Source organism: Nocardia sp. NPDC051570, from assembly GCF_044454005.1.
Lineage (GTDB): Bacteria > Actinomycetota > Actinomycetes > Mycobacteriales > Mycobacteriaceae > Nocardia.
On sequence record NZ_JBITDI010000018.1, the window covers coordinates 1 to 25,232 of the forward strand.

The window sequence follows — 25,232 nt, forward strand, 5'->3', positions numbered from 1 at the left end:
GGGCCCCCACCCCCCCCCCCCGGCCCAAACCCCCGGCCCGGTTGGGGCGGCCCCGCGGGGGCCAAACCCCCCCGCCCCCGGCAAAATTTGCGCGGCGGCCCCCCCCCCGCGGGGGGGGCGCCCCGCGATCGAGGAGGACCAGCAGTGACCGATCCCCATCAGCAGCCCGGCTACGGCCCGCAGTACGGCCCCGCGGGCACGGGCCCCGGCATGGGTCAGCCCGCCTACGGCCAGCAGCCCTACGCCCAGCCCCAGCCGGGCTACCCATCGGCCCCCGTCCCGCCCGGCATGGACCCCACCGCGCCGTACGGCCGCAACATCTACGGCGAGCCGTATTCCGACAAGTCCAAACTCGTCGCGGGCCTGCTGCAGATCTTCCTCGGCTGGGCCGGGGTGGGCCGCTTCTACCTCGGCTATCCGTCCATCGGCGTAGCCCAACTGGTCGTCAGCGTCCTGACCTGCGGCGTCGGCCATATCTGGGGCATCATCGACGGCGTCCTCATGCTTACCGGCAAGGTCCGAGACCCGAATGGGTTTCCGCTGCAGGAGAGTTGATCCCTCGCTTCGCTCGGGAACTGAGGGGAGTTCGTGAACTGAGGGGAGCTCGGGAACGGAGGGGAGCTCGGGAACAGAGGTGGCTCGGAGCGTGTTACTCCCTGCCGGAACTGGCATGTCGTAGGCTGTGGCGGTTCTATGTGTCTCGTATGAGGGAAATGCCCGCATACTGCCGGAGAGGTACTCCATTGCGTCGCAAGCTGTTCGCCGCCGTGCTCGCCATCACCGCCGCTACCGGGCTGTTGACCGCCTGCGGCAGCAGCAGTGATCCGAATGTGCTGAAGGTCGGGACCGAGGGGACCTATTCCCCGTTCAGCTTCCAGGGCGCCGATGGCAAGCTCACCGGGTATGACGTCGAGGTCGCGCAGGCCGTGGGCGATAAGCTCGGCAAGAAGGTCGAATTCGTGCCGACGCCGTGGGACGCCATCTTCGCGGGCCTGGAGTCCAAGCGCTTCGATCTGGTCGCCAATCAGGTGACGGTCAACCCGGACCGGCAGAACAAGTACGCCCTGTCGCAGCCCTACACCACCTCCGACGGCGTCCTGGTCACCAATGCCGACAACGGTTCGATCAAGACGCTGGCCGATCTGCCCGGCAAGACCTGCGCCCAGTCCTCGACCAGTAACTGGAGCAAGGTCGCGGCGGGCGCGGGCTGCAAGGTCGAGGCCGTCGAGGGCTTCGTCCAGGCCATCCAGCTGCTCAAGCAGGGCCGGGTGGACGCCACCGTCAACGACACGCTGGCCGTCGGCGAATACACCAAGAAGACCAGCGACTCCGGCGTGAAGGTCACCGGCAAGACCGGCGAGACCAGCCATCAGGCCTTCGCCACCCGCAAGAACGAGACCAAACTGATCGACGACATCAACGCCGCGCTGGACAAGCTGCGCGCCGACGGCACGCTGGCCAAGATCTCCGAGAAGTACTTCGGCACCGACGTCAGCAAGTAACCGGTAATCTCGTCCACCGGTATGGACACCAACACCTGGGCACTGATCCGGCACAACCTCTGGCCGATGCTGGAGGCGACGATCACCAAGACGCTGCCGCTGACCGCGATCAGCTTCGTGATCGGCCTGGTGATCGCGCTGCTGGTCGCGCTGGCGCGGATGTCGACGATGTGGCCGCTGTCGGCGGCGGCCCGCTTCTACATCTCGATCATCCGCGGCACGCCGTTGCTGTTGCAGCTGTTCATCATCTTCTTCGGACTACCTCAGCTGGGCATCGTGTTCGATCCGTTCCCGGCGGCGGTGATCGCGTTCAGCCTCAATGTCGGCGGATACGGCGCGGAGATCGTGCGCGCGTCGATTCTGTCGGTGGCGCACGGCCAATGGGAGGCCAGCAATGCGCTGGGTCTGTCGTATGTGCAGACGCTGAGCTCGATCATCCTGCCGCAGGCCGCGCGCATCGCGGTGCCGCCGCTGTCGAACACGCTCATCTCCTTGGTGAAGGACACCTCGCTGGCATCCACGATCACGGTGACTGAACTGTTGCGGGTGGCGCAAACCGCGGCCGCGCCGACCTTCGACTTCTTTGCTCTCTACGGTGTCGCGGCGGTGTACTACTGGATAATTTGTTTGATACTCGGATTTGCGCAAACCCGCCTCGAGACCCGTCTTGCCAGGCATGTGGCCAGGTGACGCGCGTCATGGTTTGACACGGTGATAGCGAAGGGTGTGCCCGTAGAGCACTCGATCTTCGACAGGACTAGGCTCGAGACGTGATGCGACGGACAAAGATTGTGTGCACTCTCGGGCCGGCAGTAGCCGCCGAGGACCGTATCCGCGAACTTGTCGAAAGCGGCATGGACGTGGCCCGGTTGAATTTCAGCCACGGCGAACACGCCGATCACGCCGAGAATTACCGCAAGGTCCGCAAGGCCGCGGACCAGATGAGCCGCGCTGTCGGCATTCTCGCCGATCTGCAGGGCCCCAAGATTCGCCTCGGCCGTTTCATCGACGGCCGCACCACTTGGGCCACCGGAGAGGAGGTGCGGATCACCGTCGATGACATCGAGGGTACCCACGACCGCGTCTCCACCACCTACAAGGAACTGGCCAAGGACGCCAGCCCCGGCGACCGCCTGCTGGTCGACGACGGCAATATCGGTCTCACCGTGATCCGCGTCGACGGCAACGACGTGGTCTGCCGGGTCACCGAGGGCGGCCCGGTCTCCAACAACAAGGGCGTCTCGCTGCCCGGCATGGACGTATCGGTCCCCGCGCTGTCCGAAAAGGACATCGCAGACCTGGAATTCGCCCTGGCTCTGGGCGTCGACTTCATCGCACTGTCGTTCGTGCGCTCCCCGTCGGACGTGGAGCTGGTGCACGACGTGATGGATCGCGTCGGCCGCCGCGTGCCGGTGATCGCCAAGCTGGAGAAGCCCGAGGCGATCGATAACCTCGAGGCGATCGTGCTGGCCTTCGACGCGATCATGGTCGCCCGCGGCGATCTCGGCGTGGAGCTGCCGCTCGAGCAGGTGCCGCTGGTGCAGAAGCGCGCGATCCAGATGGCCCGCGAGAACGCCAAACCCGTCATCGTGGCCACCCAGATGCTCGAGTCGATGATCGGCAACTCCCGCCCGACCCGCGCCGAGGCCTCCGATGTGGCCAACGCGGTGCTCGACGGCGCCGACGCGGTGATGCTGTCGGGCGAGACCTCGGTCGGCCAGTACCCGATCGAGGCGGTGCGGACCATGGCCCGCATCGTGCACGCGGTCGAGGCCGAATCCTCCACGCGCGTACCGCCGTTGACGCATGTGCCCCGCACCAAGCGCGGCGTGATCTCGTATGCGGCCCGCGATATCGGCGAGCGGCTCAACGCCAAGGCGCTGGTGGCCTTCACCCAGTCCGGCGATACCGTGCGCCGCCTGGCCCGCCTGCACACCCCGCTGCCGCTGCTGGCGTTCACGCCGCTGCCGGAGGTGCGCAGCCAGCTCTCCTTGACCTGGGGCACCGAGACTTTCATCGTGCCGCCGGTCGGCACCACCGATGAGATGATCGGTCAGGTGGACAAGGAGCTGTTGTCGCTCAACCGCTATCAGAAGGGTGATCTGGTGGTGATCGTGGCCGGTTCCCCGCCGGGAACCATCGGTTCCACCAACCTGATTCACGTGCACCGCATCGGCGAGGAGGACCACTGAGTTGAGTGCGTCACTGGGCGAATCGGTTTCCACCGGGCACGGCCGCAGCGATCTGGAAGTCCTGCTCGCGCTATTGGATCTGGAACAGCTCGGCGAGGACCGCTTCCTGGGCCACCATCCCGAGAAGGTGTGGACTCGCACCTTCGGCGGGCAGCTGGTGGCGCAGGCGATCATGGCGGCCGGTCGCACGGTGGGACCCGAACGCCCGGTGCACGCGATCAACGCGCATTTCGTGCGCGGCGGAGATGTGAAGAAGCCGATCGAGTATCGCGTGGAACGCCACCGCGACGGCCGCTCGTTCGCCAACCGCACGGTCACCGCCTATCAGGACGATCAGGAGCTGTTCGTCATGCTGGCGGCCTTCCTGGATTCGGCCAAGGGCCTCGAACATGCCACGCCGCAGCCGCAGGTCGCCGATCCCGAACAGCTCCCGCGGGTGCAGGAGTCCTTCGTCGGCCTCGAGGATCGGCTGCCGATGTTCATCAACGCGCCGCATCCGATCGATATGCGCTACACCAACGACCCGGCCTGGATCCTGAAGGGCACGGGCGGCACCCTCGACTACAACCGGGTCTGGATGAAGCCGGACGGCCGTCTGCCCGACGATCCGCTGATTCACGTTGCGACACTGGGTTATTCGTCGGATACGACGGTGCTCGATTCGATCGTCACCACCCACGGCCTGTCCTGGGGCTTCGATCGCATCGTGGCCGCGACGGTGAACCATTCGATCTGGTTCCACCGCCCGTTCCGTTTCGACGACTGGGCGCTCTACGCGACGCAATCACCGGTCGCCGCGGGTTCCCGCGGCCTGGCCACGGGCCATTTCTATTCGCGTGCCGGAGAGTTGCTGGCAACGGTCGTGCAGGAAGGCGTTATTCGCCATTACCCGGCTCGAACCTAGATCAATTCTCGATTCTCTTCCAGATCGAAGCTTTCTCGATGCAGGGCGTGGATCGAATGCGGGACGGCATCCTCGGTGCAAATGCCGAGGATCAGTTTCCGCTCCAGGGTCACCAGATTCGCGGCGGTGAGCAGTTTCTTGTCGCCGACCAGGCTCAGCGCGATCTCGTAGGTGCTGCGGCCGCCGGAATCGGCGCCGGGATGATCCAGGCGCCATTGGGTTTCCAGTACCGTATGGTCCGGTTGATCGCTGTCCACCGGCAGGGTGAAGCGCCAGGCGAAGATGTCCCGGTCGGCCACATGATCATCGACCGCCCGGCGCACGGTTTCCACGACGCGTTCGAGGGTTTCCGGTGTCACATAAACATGGAGCGAAACATCCGAAATGCGTTTCGGCATGTCTGAGTCCTGTTCTTGTGTCGAACCAACGGCCGCACTGTTCCGCGGGGAGTGTAATCCTTTGTTGCCCCGAATGGGGAGGACACATGCGTGTCCTGACGAACCTTTTCCGCGATGATCAGGCGTGCCGGCCCAGCCGGTTCATCGTCGTGAGCGGCGGCGGCTCGCTGCGCCCGCCCGTCAGCACCACGAGCCGCGGCCGTCCCCGCTCGTCGGTGCCGCTGTGGCCCTCGTGAATGTGCAAGGCCAGCAACAGCGGAACCAGCGCCTCGGCGATGCGGTCGCCGACCTCGCAGTACTTCTCCGCCGACAGGCCGACGGGATCGGCGATGTTCTCCCGGCCGACCAGTGCGAGATCGTTTCGGGCCCGATCGATGTCGGCGATCGTGCGCGCGCCGCTGACCTTCGCGATCCGGTGCGCCTCGAGCAGCGTGAAGGTCCGCGCGGCCACGGCCGGATACGATTTCATGATCTCGTCGCGAATCTGTTCGGACATCGTCAGCACGAGATCGGCGCGTTCGATCATCTCCGGCTTGAGTTTGCGGGCCTTGAATTCGCCGGCGTCGGCGCCGAGGCCGGCGATGGTCTGGGCCGCGTGTGGTTCGACGCCGAATCCGACGAGGGCCCGCGTTCCCGCGCTTTCGGCGGTGAGGTCGGGCATTCCGTGTTCGGCAGCCATGGCGCGGGTCAGGCGCTCGGCGATGACCGACCTGCAGACGTTGCCGGTACAGACGAACAGGACGTGCATGGCAAGCACGGTAAGCGGCTGCTCACCGAACCAGAAGCGCACAATGCCCGAATTGCCCTGTTTTGGTCAGATGTTCATTTCGGTGTAGCGGCCCGTGCATGGGCGTTAGCCGACCGGTCGCCGTACAGGGTAGATCATCTGCGGACGACTGTTTTCAGCCGAAATCTTCTGGGTAGTAGGCGGTTTCGTCGACCACCGGTGCGACCTTGGGATCGGTTCGTTCGACGCGATTGCGGGTGGAGAACAGCCGGCCGCGGGAGGGGACCGTGGGCGCGAACCTGGCCAGACCGGTCGGAATGGTCATATCGTCGTACATCGCGTCGATCCCGCCGCGCGCGAAGTAGGCCTCATGCCAGAAGCCGGTCCCGCCGGAGTCGCGCAGAAATTGCTGCCACCAGTCCCGGTGCGGTGCGGAGCGGGTCCAGCGCTCCAGGCTGTCGAGATCGCGCCAATACTGCCGGGCTCCCCAATGCGGCGGGAACAGCGACCAGACGAGATCCTCGTGCGACAGCAGCCCGTCGGGCCGATCCTGGTGCGACCGATAGAGTTTCGGCCCGAGCCCGAGCAGCCGCAGCATTCCCCTCGGCCTGCGCACCCGCATGCCGAGATAGATGACGACCAGATCCGGATACTCGGACAGATCCGCCGTCAGCCGATTCACCCGCATGTCCGCGACCTCCGTTCGAGGGCCGTAGTTCACCCTACGCGGGTGTGTACGCAGGCTACGGCCCTCCCGGTTCAGCTCAGCGCGTCGACCACGACCCTGGCCGCCTCGGCGAGCAATGCGTTGTCGGCCTGCGCCTGCTGTGCGGGCTTCACGGTCAGGATCGAGATGACCACGGGCGTGCCCCGCTCGGTCCACGCGACGGCGATATCGTTGGCCGACCCGTAGTCCCCGGTTCCGGTCTTGTCCCCGACCGTCCACCCGGTCGGCACGCCGGCCCGAATGCGTTGTCCGCCGGTCGTATTGGCCACCAGCCACGATTTCAGCCGGTCCCGCTCGGGCGCGCCGAGCGTCTCGCCGGTCACCAGCGCCCGATAGTCGCCCGCGATCGCGGACGGCGTCGTGGTGTCGCGCTCATCGCCCGGAATCGAGGTGTTCAGCTCGGTCTCCCACCGATCCGACCGCGTGACCGTATCGCCGATCGACCGCAGGAACCCGGTCAGCGCCGCCGGACCGCCCACCAGCTTCAGCAGCTGATTCCCGGCCGTGTTGTCGCTCTTGGTGATCGCCGCCTCGCACAGCTCCGACACCGTCATCCCGGTGTCGACCCGGGTCTCGGTCACCGGGGAATACTCCACGAGATCGGCCTTCGCGTAATGAATGACCTGATCGAAATACCCACTCGCCAAAGGATGTTCACGCAGCAACGCCCCGCATATCAGCGTCTTGACCGTCGAATCGAAGGCGAACCGCTCATCCTGCCGATATCCCACCGACTTCCCGGACACCTCGACCGCGAACACCCCCAGCCGGGCCCCGAACTTCGCCTCCAGCCCCGCGAACCGCCCCGCGGCATCCGTGCCCGCGGAAACCGCCGGCGCCGTGGACTTCTCGCTCGCGCTCGTGGAACCACCCCCGGAACATCCGCCCGCCACGACAGCCGCCACCGCGGCCAATACAACCCCGCGCCATCCGAACCGCACCCGAACCTCCGTCAATACCAGGCCATTACGACAGCCACCATTCCACACGGAAGCGTGGCCGTTTCGCCGGGATCGTATCGGCACCGCCTAGGGTGATCGACATGCGTATCGCGGTATTGACGGCGCTGGTTCTGCTCGCCGCCGGATGCTCCCTGGCCAACGACACGCCGGGCCATCCCGTCCCCAGCGCCTTCCCGGCGACCACCGTCCCGAGCTCGCCGACCAGTGCGGCGCCCGCGCCCCCGTCGCAGGGCGCGCCCGTCGCCGAGGTCATCGCCTGGGTGCGTTCCGCGACCCCCGCCGACCCCACCCGCTACGGCACCGCCACCACCGCGGACGGCGCGGCCACTCCGCTGGGCGGCGATATCTCCTTCACCAGCCCCAGCGGAAAGATCAAGTGCACCACCGACTTCCAGGACGGCCTGCCGAATCTGAGCTGCCTGGTCGACCTGAAGAACCCGCCTGCACGCCCGGCCGGCAGCGCGAACGGCAACTGGGTCGGCAACTGGATCGACTATTCGGGCACGGCCCTGTCCGTCGGCTCCCTGCGCGGCGACCCGGGCCCGTTCACCCGCGGTATCGGCGCGGTCCTGCCCTACGGACATCGCGTGACGGTCCAGGACTACACCTGCCGCATCGACCAGACCGGCCTGCTGTGCGTCCACGCCGCGGCGAAATCGGGAGTCCGGATCAACGACGCGGGCGTGATCCCCTTCGGCTGCCTCGAGGAGCACACCCTCGGCCCGAAAGAGACTGTGGGCCAGGCATTCCGCTGTTGAACCCAATGGGACTCGAGGTGATGACCGGAATCGGTCTCCAGATGGTGCCGAGTGTGGGACTCGAACCCACACGTCCGTGAGGACAACGGTTTTTGAGACCGTCGCGTCTGCCAGTTCCGCCAACTCGGCGCACCGGGGGGAAATGATAGCGGGTCAGGGGCCCGGGGGACGAATCGGTGTGGCGTCGGCGGCTTTGCGCTGGGTAGATGGGTTGGCGGATCGGTTGAACGGTACGCTTTAGGGCACTCGGGTGCATGCCGGGGCCGACGTGGGTGGGCGTCGGTCAGCGGTGGGCGGCGAGTAGTCGGCATCGGAATCACGAGGGGTCTGTCTATGGGAACGTCAGCAGGGGGCGCGAAGAAGGATGCGGCCGCCAAGCGTGTGGTGGTCGCCGAAGACGAGGCTCTGATCCGGATGGACCTGGTGGAGATGCTCTCCGAGGAGGGCTACCAGGTAGTGGGTGAGGCGGGCGATGGTCAGCAGGCCGTCGACCTCGCCGAGGAGTTGCGGCCCGATCTGGTGATCATGGATGTCAAGATGCCACGACGTGACGGCATCGACGCGGCGGCCGAGATCGCCTCGAAACGCCTTGCGCCGGTGGTGATTCTGACCGCCTTCAGCCAGCGCGACCTGGTCGAGCGGGCCCGTGACGCGGGTGCCATGGCCTACCTGGTGAAGCCGTTCACCAAGTCGGACCTGGTTCCGGCGATCGAGCTGGCGGCGAGTCGCTACCACGAGATCACCGCCCTCGAGAGCGAGGTGGCCAATCTGGCCGACCGGCTCGAGACCCGCAAGCTGGTCGAACGGGCCAAGGGTGTGCTCATGCAGACCCAGGGTTTGTCCGAGCCGCAGGCATTCAAGTGGATTCAGCGAACCGCGATGGATCGCCGGACGACGATGAAAGCGGTCGCCGAGGTGGTTTTGGAGAACCTCGCCCCGAAGTCGTAGGACGAATAGTTCCCGGGCAATTTTCCCAGACGGAAATTATCGGGTCTTGCGCAACGGGAAACGCCTGCGTGATTGCCGGAAATTAACGTCCCGGCAACACGCGGCGGTAAATACTGGGGATCGAAGTCACACGAATGATCCGAATGTGATGCGGAGCTAACGTCACGCCGCTAAGTTCTGCAGTCGAGCCGATGTTTAGGTCGGCTCCCCCTCGGTGAACCGAGGGGTGCGCAGGATTTAGAGGTGAAACGTGCTCAGTTCGACATGGCGCGGTCGTACCACGCGAGGGCTGCTGGTGATCGGTGCCGCAGCAACGCTGGTACTGACGGGATGTAGTTCGAAATCGACCAGCAGTGGCGGTGGATCGGAGTCGGGCACCAGCGGCGGCAGCGCCGCCCTGTCCATTCAGCCTCTCGGGCCGGTCGACGCCAATGGCAAGCTGGGATCCGTCACGCAGAGCGCCGCGGCGGCCGATCCGGCCGGTGACGGCAAGGCCACCTGCGCCCCCGGCACGGCCATCGCCTTCGCCGGCGCCCGGACCGGCGGGAACGCCGCGCTCGGCATCAATATCTACTTCGGCGCGAAACTGGCCGTGGACAAGCACAACAAGGCCAACCCGAACTGCAAGGTCGATCTGAAGCCCTTCGATACCGAGGGCGATCCGCAGAAGGCGACCTCGGTCATCCCGCAGGTCATCGACGACAAGTCGATCGTCGGCCTGGTCGGCCCGGCATTCTCCGGCGAGACCAAGGCGACCGGGCAGATCCTGTCCGATAACGGCCTGGCCTCGCTGACCGCCTCGGCCACCAACGCCACGCTGTCCACCAATGGCTGGAAGACCTTCTTCCGCGGCCTGGCCAACGACGATGTGCAGGGCACCTCGGTCGGTAAGTACCTGGCCGCCACCTACAAGAAGGTCTGCGTCGTCCAGGACGACAGCGACTACGGCACCGGCCTGGCCAAGAGCATCACCGCGGGACTGGGATCGGTCGCCGATCCGTCCTGCGCGGCCGGGGTGAAGACCGGTGACAAGGACTTCTCGGCCACGGTCACCAAGGTCGCGGCGGCCAATCCGGATGCCGTGTTCTACTCCGGCTACTACGCCGAGGGCGCGCCGTTCGCCGCGCAGCTGAAGTCCGGCGGCGTCAAGGCCACCTTCGTCGGGCCCGATGGCGTCAACGATCCGCAGTTCCTCGCCCAGGCCGGCAGCGCCGCCAAGGGCGCGATCCTGAGCTGCCCCTGCGGCCCGGCGCCCGATCAGCTCGAGAAGGAGTACGTGGCCCTCAACGGCCAGCAATCCGGCGTCTACTCGGTCGAGGCCTACGACCTGGCCACGATCCTGCTCGAGGCGATCGACGGCGGCAAGGTGACCCGCCCGGATGTTCTCGACTACGTGCGCAACTACAGCGGCGACGGCACGGGCGGGCGGCACTACAAGTGGAGTCCGTCCGGCGAGCTCACCAACGCGGTGGTGTGGATCTACACGGTGAAGTAGTCCGACGATAAACAGCACGTGCGGGGGCCTGCCGGAGTTATCTCGGCCCCGCACGTGCTGTTTTCTTCCGGGCGTTGGTGAATGAGGGTTTGAAAAGTTATGACCACAACCGCGCTGGCCGACTCGGTACATGTACTCGGCGCCTCGATCGGATTCGACTATCACGGTCTGATCGATAACTTCTGGCGATTGACCGTCGACGGAGTGACCTACGGTTCCATCTATGCGTTGGTGGCCGTGGGTTACACCCTGGTCTACGGCGTTCTGCGATTGATCAACTTCGCGCATTCCGAGGTATTCATGCTCGGCATGTTCGGCCAACTGATCGGACTGATGCTGCTGGGCTTTGCCGCCGCACCCGATGCCTATTCGCAGGGAATCCTGCTGACCTGTGTGTATCTGGTGGCGGCGATGATCATCGGAATGGCGGTGTCCGGCGGCGCGGCCGTCGGCCTGGAACGGATCGCCTACCGGCCGCTGCGAAAGCGGAGAGCGCGCCCGTTGAGCTTCCTCATCACGGCGATCGGAATGTCGTTCGTGCTGCAGGAATTCGTGCACTTCATCCTGCCGAAGATCGACCCGAACCTGGGCGGAACCAATGCCCAGCAGCCGATCCGGCTGGTCGAGCAGACCGAGCAGTTCCGCTTCCTCGGCGCGCCGGTCACCAATGTCGCGATCATCATCGTGCTCGCGGCGGTGGCATTGGCCGTGGGCACCGAGGTGGTGATCAACCGGACCCGCTTCGGCCGGGCCATCCGCGCGGTGGCCCAGGATCCGGATACCGCGACGCTGATGGGTGTGTCGCGGGAGAAGGTCATCATGCTGACCTTCCTCATCGGCGGCGTACTCGCCGGCGGGGCGGCGCTGCTCTACACGCTCAAGGTGCCCAACGGCATCATCTATCTGGGCGGATTCATCCTGGGTATCAAGGCGTTCAGCGCCGCGGTGCTCGGCGGCATCGGCAATCTGCGCGGTGCGCTGCTGGGCGGCATCCTGCTGGGCGTGGTCGAGCAGTACGGCCAGATCCTGTTCGGCACCCAGTGGCGCGACGTCGTCGCGTTCGTGGTGCTGGTACTGGTACTGATGGTGCGCCCGACCGGCATCCTCGGTGAGAGTCTCGGAAGGGCGCGGGCATGAGTGTCACTGTTACCAAACCCGCTGTACCACAGGATCATTCGCGGCACGGCCTGGGCGATTCCCTGCGCGGCTGGTGGGAGGGCCTGAGCCGTCCCGCGCAGTGGGGCGTCGGCGTTCCGGTGCTGGCTCTGCTGGCGCTGCTGCCGCTGTTCCCGCCGCCCGGAATCGACACGCCCAGTTACAACTTCGGTCTGGTGATGGCCCAGGTCGCGATGTACTGCCTGGTCGCCATCGGCCTGAACGTGGTTGTCGGCCAAGCGGGTCTGCTCGATCTGGGCTATGTCGGCTTCTACGCCGTCGGCGCGTATACCGTCGCGCTGCTCACCAGCAAGAACAGCCCGTGGAATCAGACCGCGGGCGGCTGGCTGGATCCGAAATGGGCCTGGCTGGCATGTCTTCCGCTGGCGGTCGTGGTCACCGCGCTGTCCGGGCTGATCCTCGGTTCGCCGACGCTGCGGCTGCGCGGTGACTATCTGGCCATCGTCACCCTGGGATTCGGCGAGATCGTGCGGCTGCTCGCCGACAACCTGAACGACATCACCAATGGCAGCCTGGGCCTGTCCGAGGTCGCCTATCCGCATCTGGGCGAATCGGCGGAGCGGCCGAAGGGCTGGTTCTCCGCGGGCAACGGCGGCGACTCGTCCAGCCTGAACCCGTTGGACCGGGCCGGATACGGCACCTACTGGTACTGGTTCGGCATGATCCTGATCGTGATCATGCTGCTGGTCGTCGGCAATCTCGAGCGCAGCCGCGTCGGGCGAGCGTGGGTGGCCATCCGCGAGGACGAGGACGCCGCGGAGATCATGGGCGTGCCGACCTTCAAGTACAAGCTGTGGGCCTTCACCATCGGCGCGGCCGTCGGCGGCATCTCCGGTGCGATGTACGCCGGGCAGGTGCAGTTCGTGAATCCGACCCAGTTCAACGTCGTCAACTCGATGCTGTTCCTGTGCGCGGTCGTGATCGGCGGGCAGGGCAATAAGCTCGGCGTGCTGGTCGGCGCGTTCATCATCGCCTATCTGCCCGCCCGGCTGGCCTCGGTGAAGATCGCCTCCGACGAGACGACCGGATATATCTACCTGCTGGTCGACGTGCTGATCTTCGTGGGGCTGTATCTGCTCTACCGATTCCGGGGAGCGCGGATGTCGAGCTGGCCGCGGCGCGGCGTGATCACCGGCATGGTGGTCACCGGCGTGCTGGCGGCGTTGCTGCTCGGTAGCGTGCTGCTGTTCCGCCAGGGCGGCGCACAGTCGCTGGGCGACCTGAAGTATCTCTACTTCGGTATCGCCCTGGTGGTGATGATGATTCTGCGACCCCAGGGTCTGTTCCCGGTGCGGCAGAAGCTGCTCACCTTCGGCAGACAGGTATTCCAGGCGGTTCGGCGACCGGCCGAACCCGAACCGATCGGAGCGGACCGATGACCGGGCCGGGCGCGGGTGGCGCGCTGTTCGACAACGAGGACATCACCGCGGGCTACGTCGAGAGCGAACAGGTGCGGACCGCGGGGGAGGTGGACGTCACCGCCGTGCTGCCCGAACTCGCCGATGCCGAGGCGGTCGCGGAAGTCGTTGCCACGCAACGCGATATCCAGGCCGCCGTGGGCGAGTCGCTGCTGCGCACCGAGGGACTCACAGTGCGTTTCGGCGGTCTGACCGCGCTCGACGATGTGAGTTTCGAGATCCGTCGCGGCGAGATCCTCGGCCTCATCGGGCCCAACGGCGCGGGAAAGACCACCTGCTTCAACGCGATCAGCGGTGTCTACCGCCCCGCCGCGGGCACGGTGTACTTCGACGGCAAGCCGCTGACCAAGAGTAAGCGCAACGAGATCACCCGGTTGGGCATCGCCCGGACGTTCCAGAACATCCGGTTGTTCAGCGAGATGACCGCGCTCGAGAATGTGGTCGTCGGCACCGACGCCCGGCATCGAACCTCGGTGCCGGGGGCCATCCTTCGTACGCCGCGGCATCGGCGCGAGGAACGCGATGCCATCGAGCGCGGGATGGCGCTGCTGGAATTCGTGGGCATCGCGCCGCGTGCGGTGGAGAAGGCGCGCAACCTCTCCTACGGCGATCAGCGCCGCCTGGAGATCGCCCGCGCGCTGGCGACCGAGCCCAAACTGCTGTGCCTGGACGAACCGGCCGCCGGATTCAATCCGAACGAGAAGCTGGCGCTGATGGATCTGATCCGCAAGATCCGCGACGACGGCTTCACGGTGCTGCTCATCGAGCACGATATGCGCCTGGTCATGGGCGTGACCGACCGTATCGTGGTGCTCGAGTTCGGCCGCAAGATCGCCGACGGACTGCCCGGGGAGATCCGCGACGATCCGGCCGTCATCGCCGCCTACCTCGGCGTGGCCGACGAGCAGATCGCCGAGGCGAGCACGACCGAGGCCGTCGAGGAGATCGCGGTGGAGGTCGCCGAACCGGTCGCCCAGCCCACCCCGCCGCATCCGGTCCCCGAACCGAGCGGCGAACCGCTGCTCGTCATCGAGGATATGGTCGTCGACTACGGCAGGATCCAGGCCCTGCACGGGGTGTCGCTGCGGGTCGACCAGGGCGAGCTGGTGACCCTGCTGGGCGCCAACGGCGCGGGCAAGACCACCACCATGCGCGCCCTGTCCGGTCTGCTGCCGCTGACCCGCGGCCGAATCCTGTTCGAGGGCAGCGACATCACCCGCGTCAAGGCGCACGAACGGGTGATGGCCGGGCTGATCCAGGCGCCGGAGGGTCGCGGGGTGTTCCCGGGGATGACGGTGCAGGAGAACCTCGATATGGGTTGTCACGCACGGCCTTTCAAACAGCGCGCGGAATACGCCACAACCCTCGGCTGGGTGTTCGAGCTGTTCCCGCGCCTGGCCGAGCGGCGTAAACAGGTCGGTGGCACGCTCTCGGGCGGTGAACAGCAGATGCTCGCGATCGCGCGGGCCCTGATGGCCCGGCCGAAGCTTCTGCTGCTCGACGAGCCGTCGATGGGGTTGGCGCCCATGGTGATTCAGCAGATCTTCCGGATCATCAGCGAGATCAACGCGCTGGGCACCACGGTGCTGCTGGTCGAGCAGAACGCCCAGCAGGCGCTGGTCCGCAGCGATCGCGCCTACATCCTGGAGACCGGCGAGATCACCAAATCCGGTTCGGGCCGCGAGCTGCTGACCGATCCGGCGGTGAAATCGGCCTATCTCGGCGTGGCGTGATCGATCGAGTGCGGAGTCCGGCAATTGCCGCAATTAGGACTCCGCACTCGATTATCCGGTAGGACTGAAATGTAAACAGGTTGAACGTGTGATCAAGGTGATATGAATGCCAGCGGTTAGCTGTTGCGGGGGCATGGTTGCCTTGGGACACTTTTCCGAGTGGAAGCTTCTGTTGTCGAGAAACCCCGACTCGAACCTCCGATAGATCCGAGTTCGCCGTCGGCGAACTCCGAACCCGCGCGCCTGACCCGGCGCATCGGGTTCGCCGCCCTGCTCGTCGCCACCGCGGCGATCTATCTGTGGCGGATCACCGGCAGCGGGATGGCCAACAACTTCTATGCGGGCGCGGTCTGGTCGGCCACCCGCGATCCGAAGGCCTGGTTGTTCGGCTCGGTCGACCCCGCCAACTTCATCACCGTCGACAAGCCGCCGCTGGCGCTGTGGGTGATGGGCCTGTCCGGGCGGTTGTTCGGATTCTCCAGCGCCAGCATGCTGGTTCCGCAGGCGCTCATGGCCGTCGCCGCGGTCGCGCTGCTCTACGCGGCGGTCACCCGCGTGACGCGCAATGCGGGCGCGGGCCTGCTCGCGGGCGCGGCGCTGGCGGTCACGCCCGTGGTCGCGCTGATGTTCCGATTCAACAATCCCGATGCCGCGATGGTGCTGCTGATGACCGCGGCCGCCTACTGCACGATCCGCGCGCTGCCGCGGGCCGACGCGCGGTGGCTCGCTCTCGCCGGTGTCGCGCTGGGCTTCGCATTCCTGGCCAAGATGCTCGAGGGGCTGCTCGTGCTCCCGGCCTTGGTGCTCGTCTATCTCGTGGCCGCGCCGATCGCCCTGGGCCGGCGGGTATGCCACCTGATGGTCGCGGCGCTGGCGATGCTCGTCTCCTCGGGCTGGTATGTGCTGCTCACGATGCTGTGGCCCGCCTCCTCGCGGCCGTATATCGCCGGATCGGACGACAACTCGTTCATGGATCTGGTGCTGGGCTACAACGGTTTCGGTCGTTTCCTCGGCAATCAGCAGATCGGTGGGCAGGCGCCGCTGCCGCCGGGTTACCGGGTGCCGTCGAAGCTGCTCAACAGCTTCAACGACTTCGGCTCGGCCGGAGCGGCTCGAATGTTCGTGGGGGAGAGCGGCTTCCAGATCTCCTGGCTCGTCCCGGCCGCGCTGGTGGCGTTCGCGCTGGTGCTCGCGTCGCGGTGGCGCGCCCCGCGTACCGACGAAATCCGCGCCGTCGCACTGCTGTTCGGCTCGTGGCTGATCCTGGTCGGCGTCGCGCTGAGTGCGATGAAATCCGCCGAGCACGCCTACTACTCGCTGGCGCTGGCGCCCGCGGTCGCCGGGACGCTGGCCGTCGGCGTGGCCGAGCTGTGGCGTCGCCGCGGCGAGGCGTTCGGCCGGATCGGCGCGGCGGGGCTGATCCTGGCCGCCGGAGTGTGGAGTTTCGTTGTGCTGCAACGCAATGCGGACTGGCAGCCCGAGCTGCGCTGGATCGTTCTCGCGGCGGCCGTGGTCGCGGCCCTGGGCCTGATCGCGGCCGCGGTGTCGCGGCCCTTCGACCGACAGCGCGCGGCCGCGACCTCGGTGCTGATCGTGGCCGGGCTGATCGCCGGGCTCGGTGGGTCCACCGCCTATGCGGCCGCCACCCTGCCGCAGGCGCATACCGGACGCAGTCCGGTCGTCGGTCCGCCGCCTCCGCCGGAGACCGGTTTCCAGGCCATCATCAAGGGGCAGATGCGCAGCTTCGCCGACGGCGCCGCCTTCACCGACGCGCGCATCGTCGACCGGCTGCGCCGCAGCGACGCCCGCTGGTCGGCGGCGGTGGAACGCTCCTCGATCGCCGCGGCGATGGAACTGGCCAGTCATACCGCCGTCATGGCGATCGGCGGATTCGCCGGTGACGATCCGGTGCCCTCGCTGGATCGCTTCGAGGAATTGGTCCGCGATCACCGGATCGGTTTCTATGTGACCCAGGAGATGCGGCTGCCGCCGACCTGGCGTTACGACCCGTCCGCGCCGGTGGTCACCGCGCCGTGGTCGCAGGCCTCCCATCGCGGTATCGCCCAATGGGTGGCCGCGCATTACGCGGTCGAACACATCGGCGGGGTCGCGGTCTACGATCTCAGCACACCGATTCGCTAGCCGCCGCGGTGGTGGCGTCACAGGTTGTCGGTGCCGGTACCTAGACTCTGTGCCGTGACCCCAGCCACCACCGATCAGCGTCAGAGCAGTGCGCCCGCGGCGACCCCGGGCGAGCGGCCCACCCTCCTTTTGCTGGACGGGCATTCGCTGGCCTACCGCGCGTTCTACGCGCTACCCGCGGAGAACTTCAAAACCATCACCGGCCAGACGACCAATGCCGTGTACGGGTTCACCGCGATGCTGATCAACCTGCTGCGCGACGAGAAGCCCACCCATGTGGCCGCGGCATTCGACGTCAGCCGCAAGACCTTCCGCACCGAGGCGTATCCGGAGTACAAGGCCAACCGGATCACCACGCCCGACGAATTCCGCGGTCAGGTCGAGATCACGCAGGAGGTGCTGGCCGCGCTCGGCATCCCGACGATGGCCCTCGAGGGCTACGAGGCCGACGACATCATCGCCACCCTCACGACTCAGGCCGTGCCGCAGGGATTCCGGGTGCTGATCGTGTCCGGCGACCGGGACAACATCCAGCTGGTCACCGACGATGTGACCGTGCTCTATCCGCGCAAGGGCGTCTCGGAGCTCACCCGCTTCACCCCGGCCGCGGTGGAGGAGAAGTACGGCCTCACCCCGGCGCAGTATCCGGATTTCGCGGCGCTGCGCGGCGACCCGAGCGACAACCTGCCCGGCATTCCGGGCGTGGGGGAGAAGACGGCCGCCAAATGGGTGCGCGAGTTCGGCGATCTGAACACCCTGGTCGACCGGGTCGACCAGGTCAAGGGCAAGGTCGGTGACGCGTTGCGCGCCAACCTGTCCAGTGTGCTGCTCAACCGCCAGCTCACCGAGATGGTCAAGGACGTCCCGCTGCCCTACACCCCCGACCAGCTCGGCCAGCAGCCCTGGGATCGGGACAAGATCCACCGCCTGTTCGACGATCTGGAATTCCGGGTGCTGCGCGACAGGCTGTTCGAGACGCTGGCCCCGCCGGAGCCGGAGGCCGAATCCGGTTTCGAGATCTCCGGCGGTGCGATCGAACCGGGCGCGACCGCCGACTGGCTCGCCGAGCATGCGAAAGCGGGTGTGCGCCATGGTGTTTCGATCGCCGGGACGGGTACCCCGGTACAGGGCGACGTCAAGGCGATCGCGATCTCGGCGGCCGACGGCGAGGGCGGCTACTTCGATGTGATCGGCCTGACGCCCGAGGACGAGCAGGCATTGGGCGCCTGGCTGGCCGATGCCGCCGTGCCGAAGGCGGTGCACGAGGCCAAATCCGCCATGCACGCGCTGCGCGGCCGCGGCTGGATCCTCGGCGGGCTTGCCAGCGATACGGCCCTGGCCGCCTATCTGGTCCGCCCCGGCCAGCGCACCTTCAACCTCGACGATCTGTCACTGCGCTATCTGTCGCGAGAGCTGCGGGTGGAGGCCGCCGAGGAGACCCAGCTGTCGCTGCTCGACGATTCCGAACAGGTCGACGCCGAGGTGGCGCAGGCCGAAATCCTGCGCGCGCGTGCGGTATCGGATCTGGCCGAGGCCTTCGACGCGGAGCTGCGGGGCATCGAATCCACGAAGCTGCTCACCGAGATGGAGCTGCCGCTGCTGGGTGTGCTGGCCGAACTCGAGGAGGCGGGTATCGCCGTCGACACCGACGCGCTGGACCAGCTGCAATCCGAATTCGCCACGCGCGTCACCGATGCCGCCAACGCCGCCTACGAGGTGATCGGCAAGCAGATCAATCTCGGCTCGCCCAAACAGCTTCAGGTGGTGCTGTTCGACGAGCTGGACATGCCCAAGACCAAGCGCACCAAGACCGGATACACCACCGATGCCGACGCGCTGGAGTCGTTGTTCGAGAAGACCCAGCATCCGTTCCTGGAACATCTTCTCGCACACCGGGATGCGACCCGGCTGAAGGTGACTGTGGACGGGCTGCTGAAGTCGGTCGCCGACGACGGCCGCATCCACACCACGTTCAACCAGACCATCGCCGCGACGGGCCGGTTGTCCTCCACCGAACCGAATCTGCAGAACATCCCGATCCGCACCGAGACCGGGCGCCGCATCCGCGACACCTTCGTCGTCGGCCCCGGATTCGAATCGTTGATGACCGCCGACTACAGCCAGATCGAGATGCGCATCATGGCGCATCTGTCCAAGGACGCGGGCCTGATCGAGGCGTTCAACTCCGGTGAGGATCTGCATACCTTCGTCGCGTCCAAGGCCTTCGATATCCCGATCTCGGAGGTGCATCCGGAGATGCGCCGCCGCATCAAGGCGATGTCCTACGGTCTGGCGTACGGACTGTCGGCCTACGGCCTGTCCCAGCAGCTGAAGATCAGCGCGGAGGAGGCCAAGGCCCAGATGGAGGTCTACTTCAACCGCTTCGGTGCCATCCGCGACTATCTGCAGGACGCGGTGGACCAGGCCCGCAAGGTCGGCTACACCGAGACCCTGTTCGGCCGCCGCCGGTATCTGCCCGATCTGGATTCCAGCAACCGCCAGCGCCGCGAGGGCGCCGAGCGCATGGCGCTCAACGCCCCCATCCAGGGCACCGCCGCCGACATCATCAAGGTGGCGATGATCAACGTGCAGAACGCCGTCCACGCGGCCGGGCTGAAATCCCGCATGCTCCTGCAGATCCACGACGAACTCGTCTTCGAGGTCGCCGCGGGTGAGCGCGAGACCCTGGAAGCCCTTGCCCGCGAACATATGTCGAAGGCGATCGACCTGTCGGTGCCGCTCGAGGTGTCGGTGGGCGTGGGCCGCAGCTGGGACGCCGCGGCCCACTAGGAGACCCGGGCCGGATCACCCTCCGCAATCGGGCGCCACCGGATCGTTGCTGCCGGTGTCGAGGAAGGCGTCGCTGATCCAGGAGCCGTTGTCGAGCTTGTTCCACAACGTCGTCCCGTTGAGGCGGTCGCCGCGCGCCGTGCAGGCGACGGTCACGGTGTCGCCGTCGTGGAGCGTGTCGACGACCGAGGCGCGCAGGCGCGGTTCGGAGCGCACGTTGACCCCGCGCGAGCGATCGGGATGCGGGCGGACGGTGCCGCGGCCCGCCGCGGGCTTCGGATCCGGTGTGGGTGCGGGCGGATTCGGCTTCGGATCCGCGGGTTTCGGGACCGCAGGTTTCGGATCCGCGGGTTTCGGGTCGGTCGGCTTCGGATCGGTCGGCTTGGGCTTCGACGCCGGGGCGTCGTCGCATGCGGGCGCCACCGCGTCGTTGCTGCCGGTGTCGAGGAAGCCGTCGCTGATCCACTTGCCGTTGTCGAGCTTGTTCCACAGCGTGGTCGGACCCCATTTGCCGTTGAGGCGGTCACCATCGGCGGTGCACACGATGTTCACGGTGTCGCCGTTGCGGACCTTGCCGGCGATCTCGCCGCGCAGGCTCGGCTCGGCGCGCAGGTTGACCGCTCGCCAGCGATCCGGATGCGGGCGGACGGTGCCGTGTGCCACCGGGGACGGCTTCGGGCCCGGTTTCGGGTTGGGCGGAGTCGGTTTCGGATTCGGCGGTGTGGGCTTCGGCGGTGTGGGCTTCGGACCGGGATCGGGAGCCGGGGCGTCGCCGCCGCCGAAGTTGTTCAGCCTGCCCCCGGGGCCCACTCGCTGACCGTTGTGCTCGGCGAAACCGCCGTAGGGCCCGGCGCCTTCGTGGAAGGTCCAGCCACCGATGGTCAGTCCGTCCACCGGCACCGGCCGAGTGCCCTGATACAGCGACATATGCACATGCGGACCGGTCGCGCTGCCGCCGCACGGCAGCTGGGTGCCGGTGTGGCCGAGATAGGTACCGGCCTTGATCTCGGTGCCGTCCTTCAGGTCGGCCAGGTTCGTCATGTGGTAGTAGGAGGTGGTGTAGCCGTTCGGGTGAACGATCTTCACTTCCGCACTGCCGTTGCGCACACAGGTTTTGTAGATTCGCCCGCCGGCCGGGGCCAGCACGCGGCCGTCACCGCCGTCGAAGTCGATCGAGTTGAACGGCCTGCTGTCGCCGCTGACGCCGTGCGGGCCACCGCCCATGAACCATGCCTCGCCCTGTTTCCACGGCAGTCCCAGGCCGGTGCCGTTCGGCCGGGCGGGCTGCGCGCCCAGCGCCGCCTTCTCGTCGCGGCTCACCACCGATTCGGGCGCCTGCCCGGCCAGCCCGCTGAATTCCTCGGTGCCCTGCAGGGCGACCTGCCAGCTCCGATTGCCTTGGCGCTTGGCCACATACAGCGTCGACAGCGGTGAATCCTTATCCTCCGACGGCAGGGTCGCACCGCCGAACACCCAATCGCCGTCGCTGCGCAGCCGGTCCACCACCGTGGTGTCCTGCTTCTCATCCTCGGCGGCATCGAGATCCGGTTCCTGCGACACCGTGACCTTGACCGCATCGTCGAGTCCGTCACCCGGTGCGGCGCCGACCGGGCCGAGCCCCGCCGACCAACCGATCACGGTCGCCGTACTCAGCACGGCGGCGGCAAGAGATCTCCGCCGTCCGAACACATTCCCACGCAATATCATTCTGTTCTATCACCTTCGGAAATCGTCCTTTTCGTTTCCGTGCGAAACCGTAGAGCCTGGGTAAACGGCGCACGAGGGACGTAAGAAAGGCCTTCAGAAGGTTCGGTCAACGGTGCAGGTCCGGAGGATTCCCGCAGCGGCCGCGGCGATTGTCGGGTATGTTAAACGATCATCAATCCCGTTCCGCGGAACCCTGATTCGACCTCGGTGAATGTGCATCGCCTATCACAGAACTATCTCGAGTCCAATAACAGTGTGTCCGACAAGGACTCGGCAGCCCCCGCACCCACCGGCCCGGGGGGAGGGGTTGGCTAGGGTGGGTTCGGTGTCGCGTTCGAGGATCGAAGATGTGATCGATGGCCAGCTCGCCTGGACCGAGGTGGACCTGCTCGACATCGGGGACGGCTCGTCCCATTCGATGCGAGGCGCCCTGGAGGAGTTCGGCGTTCGGGTCAACTACCATCCGATCGGCCAGGCCCGGCACGTGCTCGCCGCCCTGGGCGGCGTCCGGACCGTCGCGCCGTATGTGATCGTGAACTGCCACGGCGACGACGGCCGCATCCTGCTCCCCGTGCTCGGCCGGGCGATCGCCGCCGAGCAGCCCTTCATCGATCGCATGGGGCCCAAGCGAGTCCGCAAACATCTGCGACTGTCCGGCAACACCGTCATCAGCACCGGCTGCGAAACCGGTAAACCCGCACTGGCACAAGCCTTCCTGGACGCCGGCGCCACCGCCTACTTCGCCCCCACCGCCGACCCCGACGGCCACACCGCATTCCTGGCCGTCTCGCTGCTGTTCTACGAACTCACCGGCGGACGCCCCCTGCGCGAGGCCGCCCACCGGGTCCGCACCTACGACGACGACCTCGCCATGTGGAAACTGTGGGAGCGCCCGCCCGCTTCGGCCGCCGACTAGTAGGCGATGAACAGGATCTCGTCGCGCGAGTAATCGTGTCCGGGATGCTTCTCCGCGAGATGAGCCTGCGTCTTCTCGACGAGATCATCCTCATCGGCGCCGGTGATGTACTCCCCACAGGGGCAGCTGAGCCTGGTCTTCATGGTGCCTCTTCCCATCAGTCGGTACAACAACCCAATCTTGCACAGGATCCGCCCCTCGTGCATCCCCGAGTTTCGTTCAACGCACTTGTCGCACAGGGCTTCCGGCCTCGGTAGGTCAGTGGGCCGGAGGTTCGGGAGTGAGCAGCCGCCGCTGAAATGCCGTGGCCACGGCCGCCGCTCGGTCGCCGACGCCGAGTTTGGCGTAGATGTTGAGCAGATGCGTCTTGACCGTGGCCTCGCTGATGAACAACCCGGCGGCAACCTCTCGATTGGTGTTGCCCGCGGCGACCAGTCGGAGGATCTCGAGTTCGCGCTTGCTCAGTGCGTCGTTCTTGGGGCGCCGCATGCGTTCGACCAGCATCGTGGCCACGGCGGGGGAGAGGACCGATTGCCCCCGCGCCGTGGCGCGGGTGGCGCGGAGCAGCTCCTCGCGGGGCGAGTCCTTCAACAGGTAACCGGTGGCCCCCGCCTCGAGCGCGGGCAGCACGTGACTGTCGGTGTCATAGGTCGTCAGCACGAGGATTCGTGCCGCGCTGCCGCGCGCGGCCAGGGTCGCGAGGGTGGTCAAGCCGTCCGTGCCGGGCATGCGCAGATCCAGGAGGATCACATCGGGTCGCAGCGCCAGCGCCAGCCGCACGGCCTCGGCGCCGTCGGCGGCATCGGCCACCACCTCGAAATCCGGGTCGCCGGCGAACATGCTGATCAATCCGTCCCGCACGACGGGATGGTCGTCGACGATCAACACCCTGATCGTGCTTGTACTCATTGCTCGCTCGCTTCGCTCGCTCACGCGGTCACCGCCGGGATCCGGGCCGAAATCGCGGTTCCCGCACCGGGTTCGGACTCGACATGCAGGGATCCGGCCAGTGCCTCTATCCGCTGTCGCATCGCCGTGAGTCCGAATCCCTCTGCGGCGGTGCGTCGTTCGATATCGAAGCCACGCCCGTCGTCGCGCACGTCGAGAGCCACCTGTCCGTCCAGATACGACAGCGTCACCCCGACCCGCCTGGCCTCGGCGTGGCGGGCGACATTGGCCAGCGCCTCCTGAACCGTCCGCAGCAGCGCCGTCTCGGCCTCCTCGGGCATCGCATGCGCCGCACCGGTCGTCGTCACCCGAATCGCTATGTGATGCAGGTCGGCCCAGCGTTGCGCAACCCGGTCGAGTGCCTCACCGAGCGCCCCGCATTCCAGCGGTTCCGGCCGCAGCGCGTGTACCGACCGCCGGGCCTCCACCAGACTCGCGCGCGCAAGCTCACCGGCCGCCCGCGTGCGCCGTGCCGAGTCGTCGCCCCGCTCCGCGGCCTCCAACTGGGTGATGATGCCGATGAGTCCCTGCGCCAGCGTGTCGTGGATCTCCCGGGCCATCCGCTGCCGTTCGTCGTGCCGACCGGCCTCGCGCGCCCGTGCCAGCAATTGGGTTTGCAGGGCGGCGTTTTCGGCCGTGGCCGCCGCCAGGCGTCGATTCGCGGCACCCAACTCATCGACCATGCGTCCGCGCTCGTCGTGGCGGCGCGCGGTGGCGCGGGCATACCAGGCGTATCCGAGCATGGGTACGACATTGGCCAGCAGCACCGCCGAGAAGCAGGCGACTCCGGCGATACCGCTGACATGTAACCCGGCGGACTGGGCCGTTCCCGCCACCACGGCGACGGCCGCGACGCCGGGCAGCATGCCCGGCCAGGACAGCAACCGGAACGAGTACAGATACGCCGCGGGCGCGAAACATCCGAACCACGGATCGCGCAACACCAGCGCCGCCCACAGCACGATGATTCCGGTGACGAAGGCGCCCCTGAGCACCGGCCGGTTCCGCCGATTCGGACGCAGGGTGAACATCGCCAGCATCCAGATCGCGGTGGCAGCGCACAGCCCCAGATCGATCAGCAGACCGGTGCCGGCGGCGCGCTCGACCACGGCGGTGCAGGCCGCCAGCGCGGCCAGCAGTACGTAGGGCAGCACGGTCACCACCGGCGAGTCGGCCGGTTCCGGTGTCTGCGAGGGCAATCGCGGCAACGAACCGGTCATGGTGACGAGGCTAGCGGGCGGTGAACGCCGCACGCACCCGCGCGCGGTTCACCGTGACGACCACGGCGAGCAGCACGACCCCGCAGACGCTCTGCTCGATCCGCAACCACCCCGGAAACGGCCCCGGCGACGCCACGATCACGATGATCGCCACCAGCATGATCGCCGACACGATCCGTAACCTCAGATACGCTCGCGCCCCGCCGCTTTCGGCACGCACCGCGAAGCGCAGCATGAGCGCCGAGGTGCCGAGCACGATGCTCGTACGAACCCACACGGCCGAATTCACCACCTCCGCATGATCGCGGAGCGCCACAACGGCCCCGAACGTCACCGCATTGATCACCACATAGCCGGCCACGAGCCGAGCGGCCGTGCGCAGCGCGGTCCGTGCGGACCGGTCCAGCGATATCGTCGCGTCCATCCTCATCCCTCTCCTTCGGCAGATGACCTCCTCAGCCTGGCGAACGAGCCTTCCCGCGACCATCGACCGACCGGTTGAAACGACCCAGCCGTTCGGCCGAGGGCCAGCGGGCCGGAACTGGCTCGCGACAAGGAAAGTGGTGCTG

General features: G+C 66.9%; 23 protein-coding genes, 1 tRNA gene and 1 pseudogene. 15 read left to right on the forward strand and 10 right to left on the reverse strand.

Going from position 1 to position 25,232, the window contains the following annotated elements; genetic code table 11:
* Positions 1-144 precede the first annotated feature (144 nt).
* The 5 genes from ACIA76_RS34115 to ACIA76_RS34135 all read left to right on the forward strand — a co-directional run bounded on the left by ACIA76_RS34115 (position 145) and on the right by ACIA76_RS34135 (position 4,598).
* Positions 145-555, forward strand: coding sequence for an NINE protein (locus ACIA76_RS34115; RefSeq protein WP_397157917.1), 411 nt, complete (start codon positions 145-147; stop codon positions 553-555).
* Between the two features lie 188 nt (positions 556-743).
* Positions 744-1,502: an amino acid ABC transporter substrate-binding protein gene (locus ACIA76_RS34120; RefSeq protein WP_397157919.1), complete on the forward strand. Its 759-nt coding sequence runs from the start codon at positions 744-746 to the stop codon at positions 1,500-1,502.
* A 21-nt stretch (positions 1,503-1,523) separates the two neighbouring features.
* Entirely contained in the window at positions 1,524-2,192 is a 669-nt protein-coding gene (locus ACIA76_RS34125) for an amino acid ABC transporter permease (protein ID WP_397157920.1), read from the forward strand.
* A gap of 80 nt (positions 2,193-2,272) precedes the next feature.
* Positions 2,273-3,694: a pyruvate kinase gene (pyk, locus tag ACIA76_RS34130; RefSeq protein WP_397157922.1), complete on the forward strand. Its 1,422-nt coding sequence runs from the start codon at positions 2,273-2,275 to the stop codon at positions 3,692-3,694.
* Between the two features lies 1 nt (position 3,695).
* A complete protein-coding gene (locus tag ACIA76_RS34135; RefSeq protein WP_397157924.1) occupies positions 3,696-4,598 on the forward strand; it encodes an acyl-CoA thioesterase in 903 nt (300 codons plus the stop codon).
* Here the strand turns inward: ACIA76_RS34135 and ACIA76_RS34140 are convergent.
* The 4 genes from ACIA76_RS34140 to bla all read right to left on the reverse strand — a co-directional run bounded on the left by ACIA76_RS34140 (position 4,595) and on the right by bla (position 7,391).
* Complete coding sequence (locus ACIA76_RS34140) at positions 4,595-4,996, reverse strand: hypothetical protein (RefSeq protein WP_397157926.1); 402 nt, start codon at positions 4,994-4,996, stop codon at positions 4,595-4,597. The two genes, ACIA76_RS34135 and ACIA76_RS34140, sit on opposite strands and share 4 nt — an antisense overlap.
* 118 nt (positions 4,997-5,114) lie before the next feature.
* A complete protein-coding gene (locus ACIA76_RS34145; RefSeq protein WP_397157928.1) occupies positions 5,115-5,744 on the reverse strand; it encodes a low molecular weight phosphatase family protein in 630 nt (209 codons plus the stop codon).
* 154 nt (positions 5,745-5,898) lie between these two features.
* Positions 5,899-6,411, reverse strand: a complete 513-nt coding sequence (locus ACIA76_RS34150; protein WP_397157930.1) for a monooxygenase family protein — start codon at positions 6,409-6,411, stop codon at positions 5,899-5,901.
* A gap of 71 nt (positions 6,412-6,482) precedes the next feature.
* On the reverse strand, positions 6,483-7,391 hold the full coding sequence (gene bla, locus ACIA76_RS34155; protein WP_397157931.1) for a class A beta-lactamase: 909 nt from the start codon (positions 7,389-7,391) through the stop codon (positions 6,483-6,485).
* 101 nt (positions 7,392-7,492) lie between these two features.
* On the opposite strand from bla, the gene ACIA76_RS34160 reads away from it, so the two are divergent.
* A complete protein-coding gene (locus tag ACIA76_RS34160) occupies positions 7,493-8,170 on the forward strand; it encodes a hypothetical protein (protein WP_397157933.1) in 678 nt (225 codons plus the stop codon).
* Positions 8,171-8,212: 42 nt separating this feature from the next.
* On the opposite strand, the gene ACIA76_RS34165 is transcribed toward ACIA76_RS34160, so the two are convergent.
* Positions 8,213-8,299 (reverse strand) — tRNA-Leu (locus tag ACIA76_RS34165).
* Positions 8,300-8,503: 204 nt separating this feature from the next.
* Between ACIA76_RS34165 and ACIA76_RS34170 the strand changes: the two genes are divergently transcribed.
* The 8 genes and pseudogenes from ACIA76_RS34170 (at position 8,504) to polA (ending at position 19,872) form a co-directional block, all read left to right on the forward strand.
* The gene (locus ACIA76_RS34170; RefSeq protein ID WP_397157935.1) at positions 8,504-9,118 is read left to right on the forward strand and encodes an ANTAR domain-containing response regulator; all 615 of its coding nucleotides are present in this window, start codon (positions 8,504-8,506) and stop codon (positions 9,116-9,118) included.
* 250 nt (positions 9,119-9,368) lie between these two features.
* Positions 9,369-10,613, forward strand: coding sequence for a branched-chain amino acid ABC transporter substrate-binding protein (locus tag ACIA76_RS34175; protein WP_397157937.1), 1,245 nt, complete (start codon positions 9,369-9,371; stop codon positions 10,611-10,613).
* Between the two features lie 99 nt (positions 10,614-10,712).
* Positions 10,713-11,750 carry a branched-chain amino acid ABC transporter permease gene (locus ACIA76_RS34180; protein WP_397157939.1) on the forward strand — a complete coding sequence of 346 codons (1,038 nt, stop codon included), beginning with the start codon at positions 10,713-10,715 and terminating at the stop codon, positions 11,748-11,750.
* Complete coding sequence (locus ACIA76_RS34185) at positions 11,747-13,168, forward strand: branched-chain amino acid ABC transporter permease (RefSeq protein WP_397157941.1); 1,422 nt, start codon at positions 11,747-11,749, stop codon at positions 13,166-13,168. The genes ACIA76_RS34180 and ACIA76_RS34185 overlap by 4 nt, the downstream gene beginning before the upstream one ends.
* Positions 13,165-14,112: pseudogene (locus ACIA76_RS34190) on the forward strand (ABC transporter ATP-binding protein); the annotation flags it as partial. The gene ACIA76_RS34185 and the pseudogene ACIA76_RS34190, both read left to right, overlap by 4 nt.
* Positions 14,113-14,244: 132 nt before the next feature.
* Positions 14,245-14,940, forward strand: coding sequence for an ABC transporter ATP-binding protein (locus tag ACIA76_RS34195; protein ID WP_397158242.1), 696 nt, complete (start codon positions 14,245-14,247; stop codon positions 14,938-14,940).
* Between the two features lie 159 nt (positions 14,941-15,099).
* Positions 15,100-17,082, forward strand: coding sequence for an ArnT family glycosyltransferase (locus ACIA76_RS34200; protein ID WP_397157943.1), 1,983 nt, complete (start codon positions 15,100-15,102; stop codon positions 17,080-17,082).
* A 54-nt stretch (positions 17,083-17,136) separates the two neighbouring features.
* Entirely contained in the window at positions 17,137-19,872 is a 2,736-nt protein-coding gene (polA, locus tag ACIA76_RS34205; protein WP_397157945.1) for a DNA polymerase I, read from the forward strand.
* 15 nt (positions 19,873-19,887) lie between these two features.
* Here the strand turns inward: polA and ACIA76_RS34210 are convergent, their stop codons facing one another.
* Complete coding sequence (locus tag ACIA76_RS34210; protein ID WP_397157947.1) at positions 19,888-21,579, reverse strand: SH3 domain-containing protein; 1,692 nt, start codon at positions 21,577-21,579, stop codon at positions 19,888-19,890.
* 349 nt (positions 21,580-21,928) lie between these two features.
* Here ACIA76_RS34210 and ACIA76_RS34215 point away from each other — a divergent pair, with 349 nt between their 5' ends.
* Positions 21,929-22,495, forward strand: coding sequence for a hypothetical protein (locus tag ACIA76_RS34215; RefSeq protein WP_397157949.1), 567 nt, complete (start codon positions 21,929-21,931; stop codon positions 22,493-22,495).
* On the opposite strand, the gene ACIA76_RS34220 is transcribed toward ACIA76_RS34215, so the two are convergent.
* The 4 genes from ACIA76_RS34220 to ACIA76_RS34235 all read right to left on the reverse strand — a co-directional run bounded on the left by ACIA76_RS34220 (position 22,492) and on the right by ACIA76_RS34235 (position 25,087).
* Positions 22,492-22,638, reverse strand: a complete 147-nt coding sequence (locus tag ACIA76_RS34220) for a DUF1059 domain-containing protein (RefSeq protein WP_251918375.1) — start codon at positions 22,636-22,638, stop codon at positions 22,492-22,494. The two genes, ACIA76_RS34215 and ACIA76_RS34220, sit on opposite strands and share 4 nt — an antisense overlap.
* Before the next feature lie 115 nt (positions 22,639-22,753).
* Positions 22,754-23,404: a response regulator gene (locus tag ACIA76_RS34225; protein WP_397157951.1), complete on the reverse strand. Its 651-nt coding sequence runs from the start codon at positions 23,402-23,404 to the stop codon at positions 22,754-22,756.
* Positions 23,405-23,424: 20 nt separating this feature from the next.
* Complete coding sequence (locus ACIA76_RS34230) at positions 23,425-24,663, reverse strand: sensor histidine kinase (protein WP_397157953.1); 1,239 nt, start codon at positions 24,661-24,663, stop codon at positions 23,425-23,427.
* Between the two features lie 10 nt (positions 24,664-24,673).
* Complete coding sequence (locus ACIA76_RS34235; RefSeq protein ID WP_397157955.1) at positions 24,674-25,087, reverse strand: hypothetical protein; 414 nt, start codon at positions 25,085-25,087, stop codon at positions 24,674-24,676.
* Positions 25,088-25,232 lie beyond the last annotated feature (145 nt).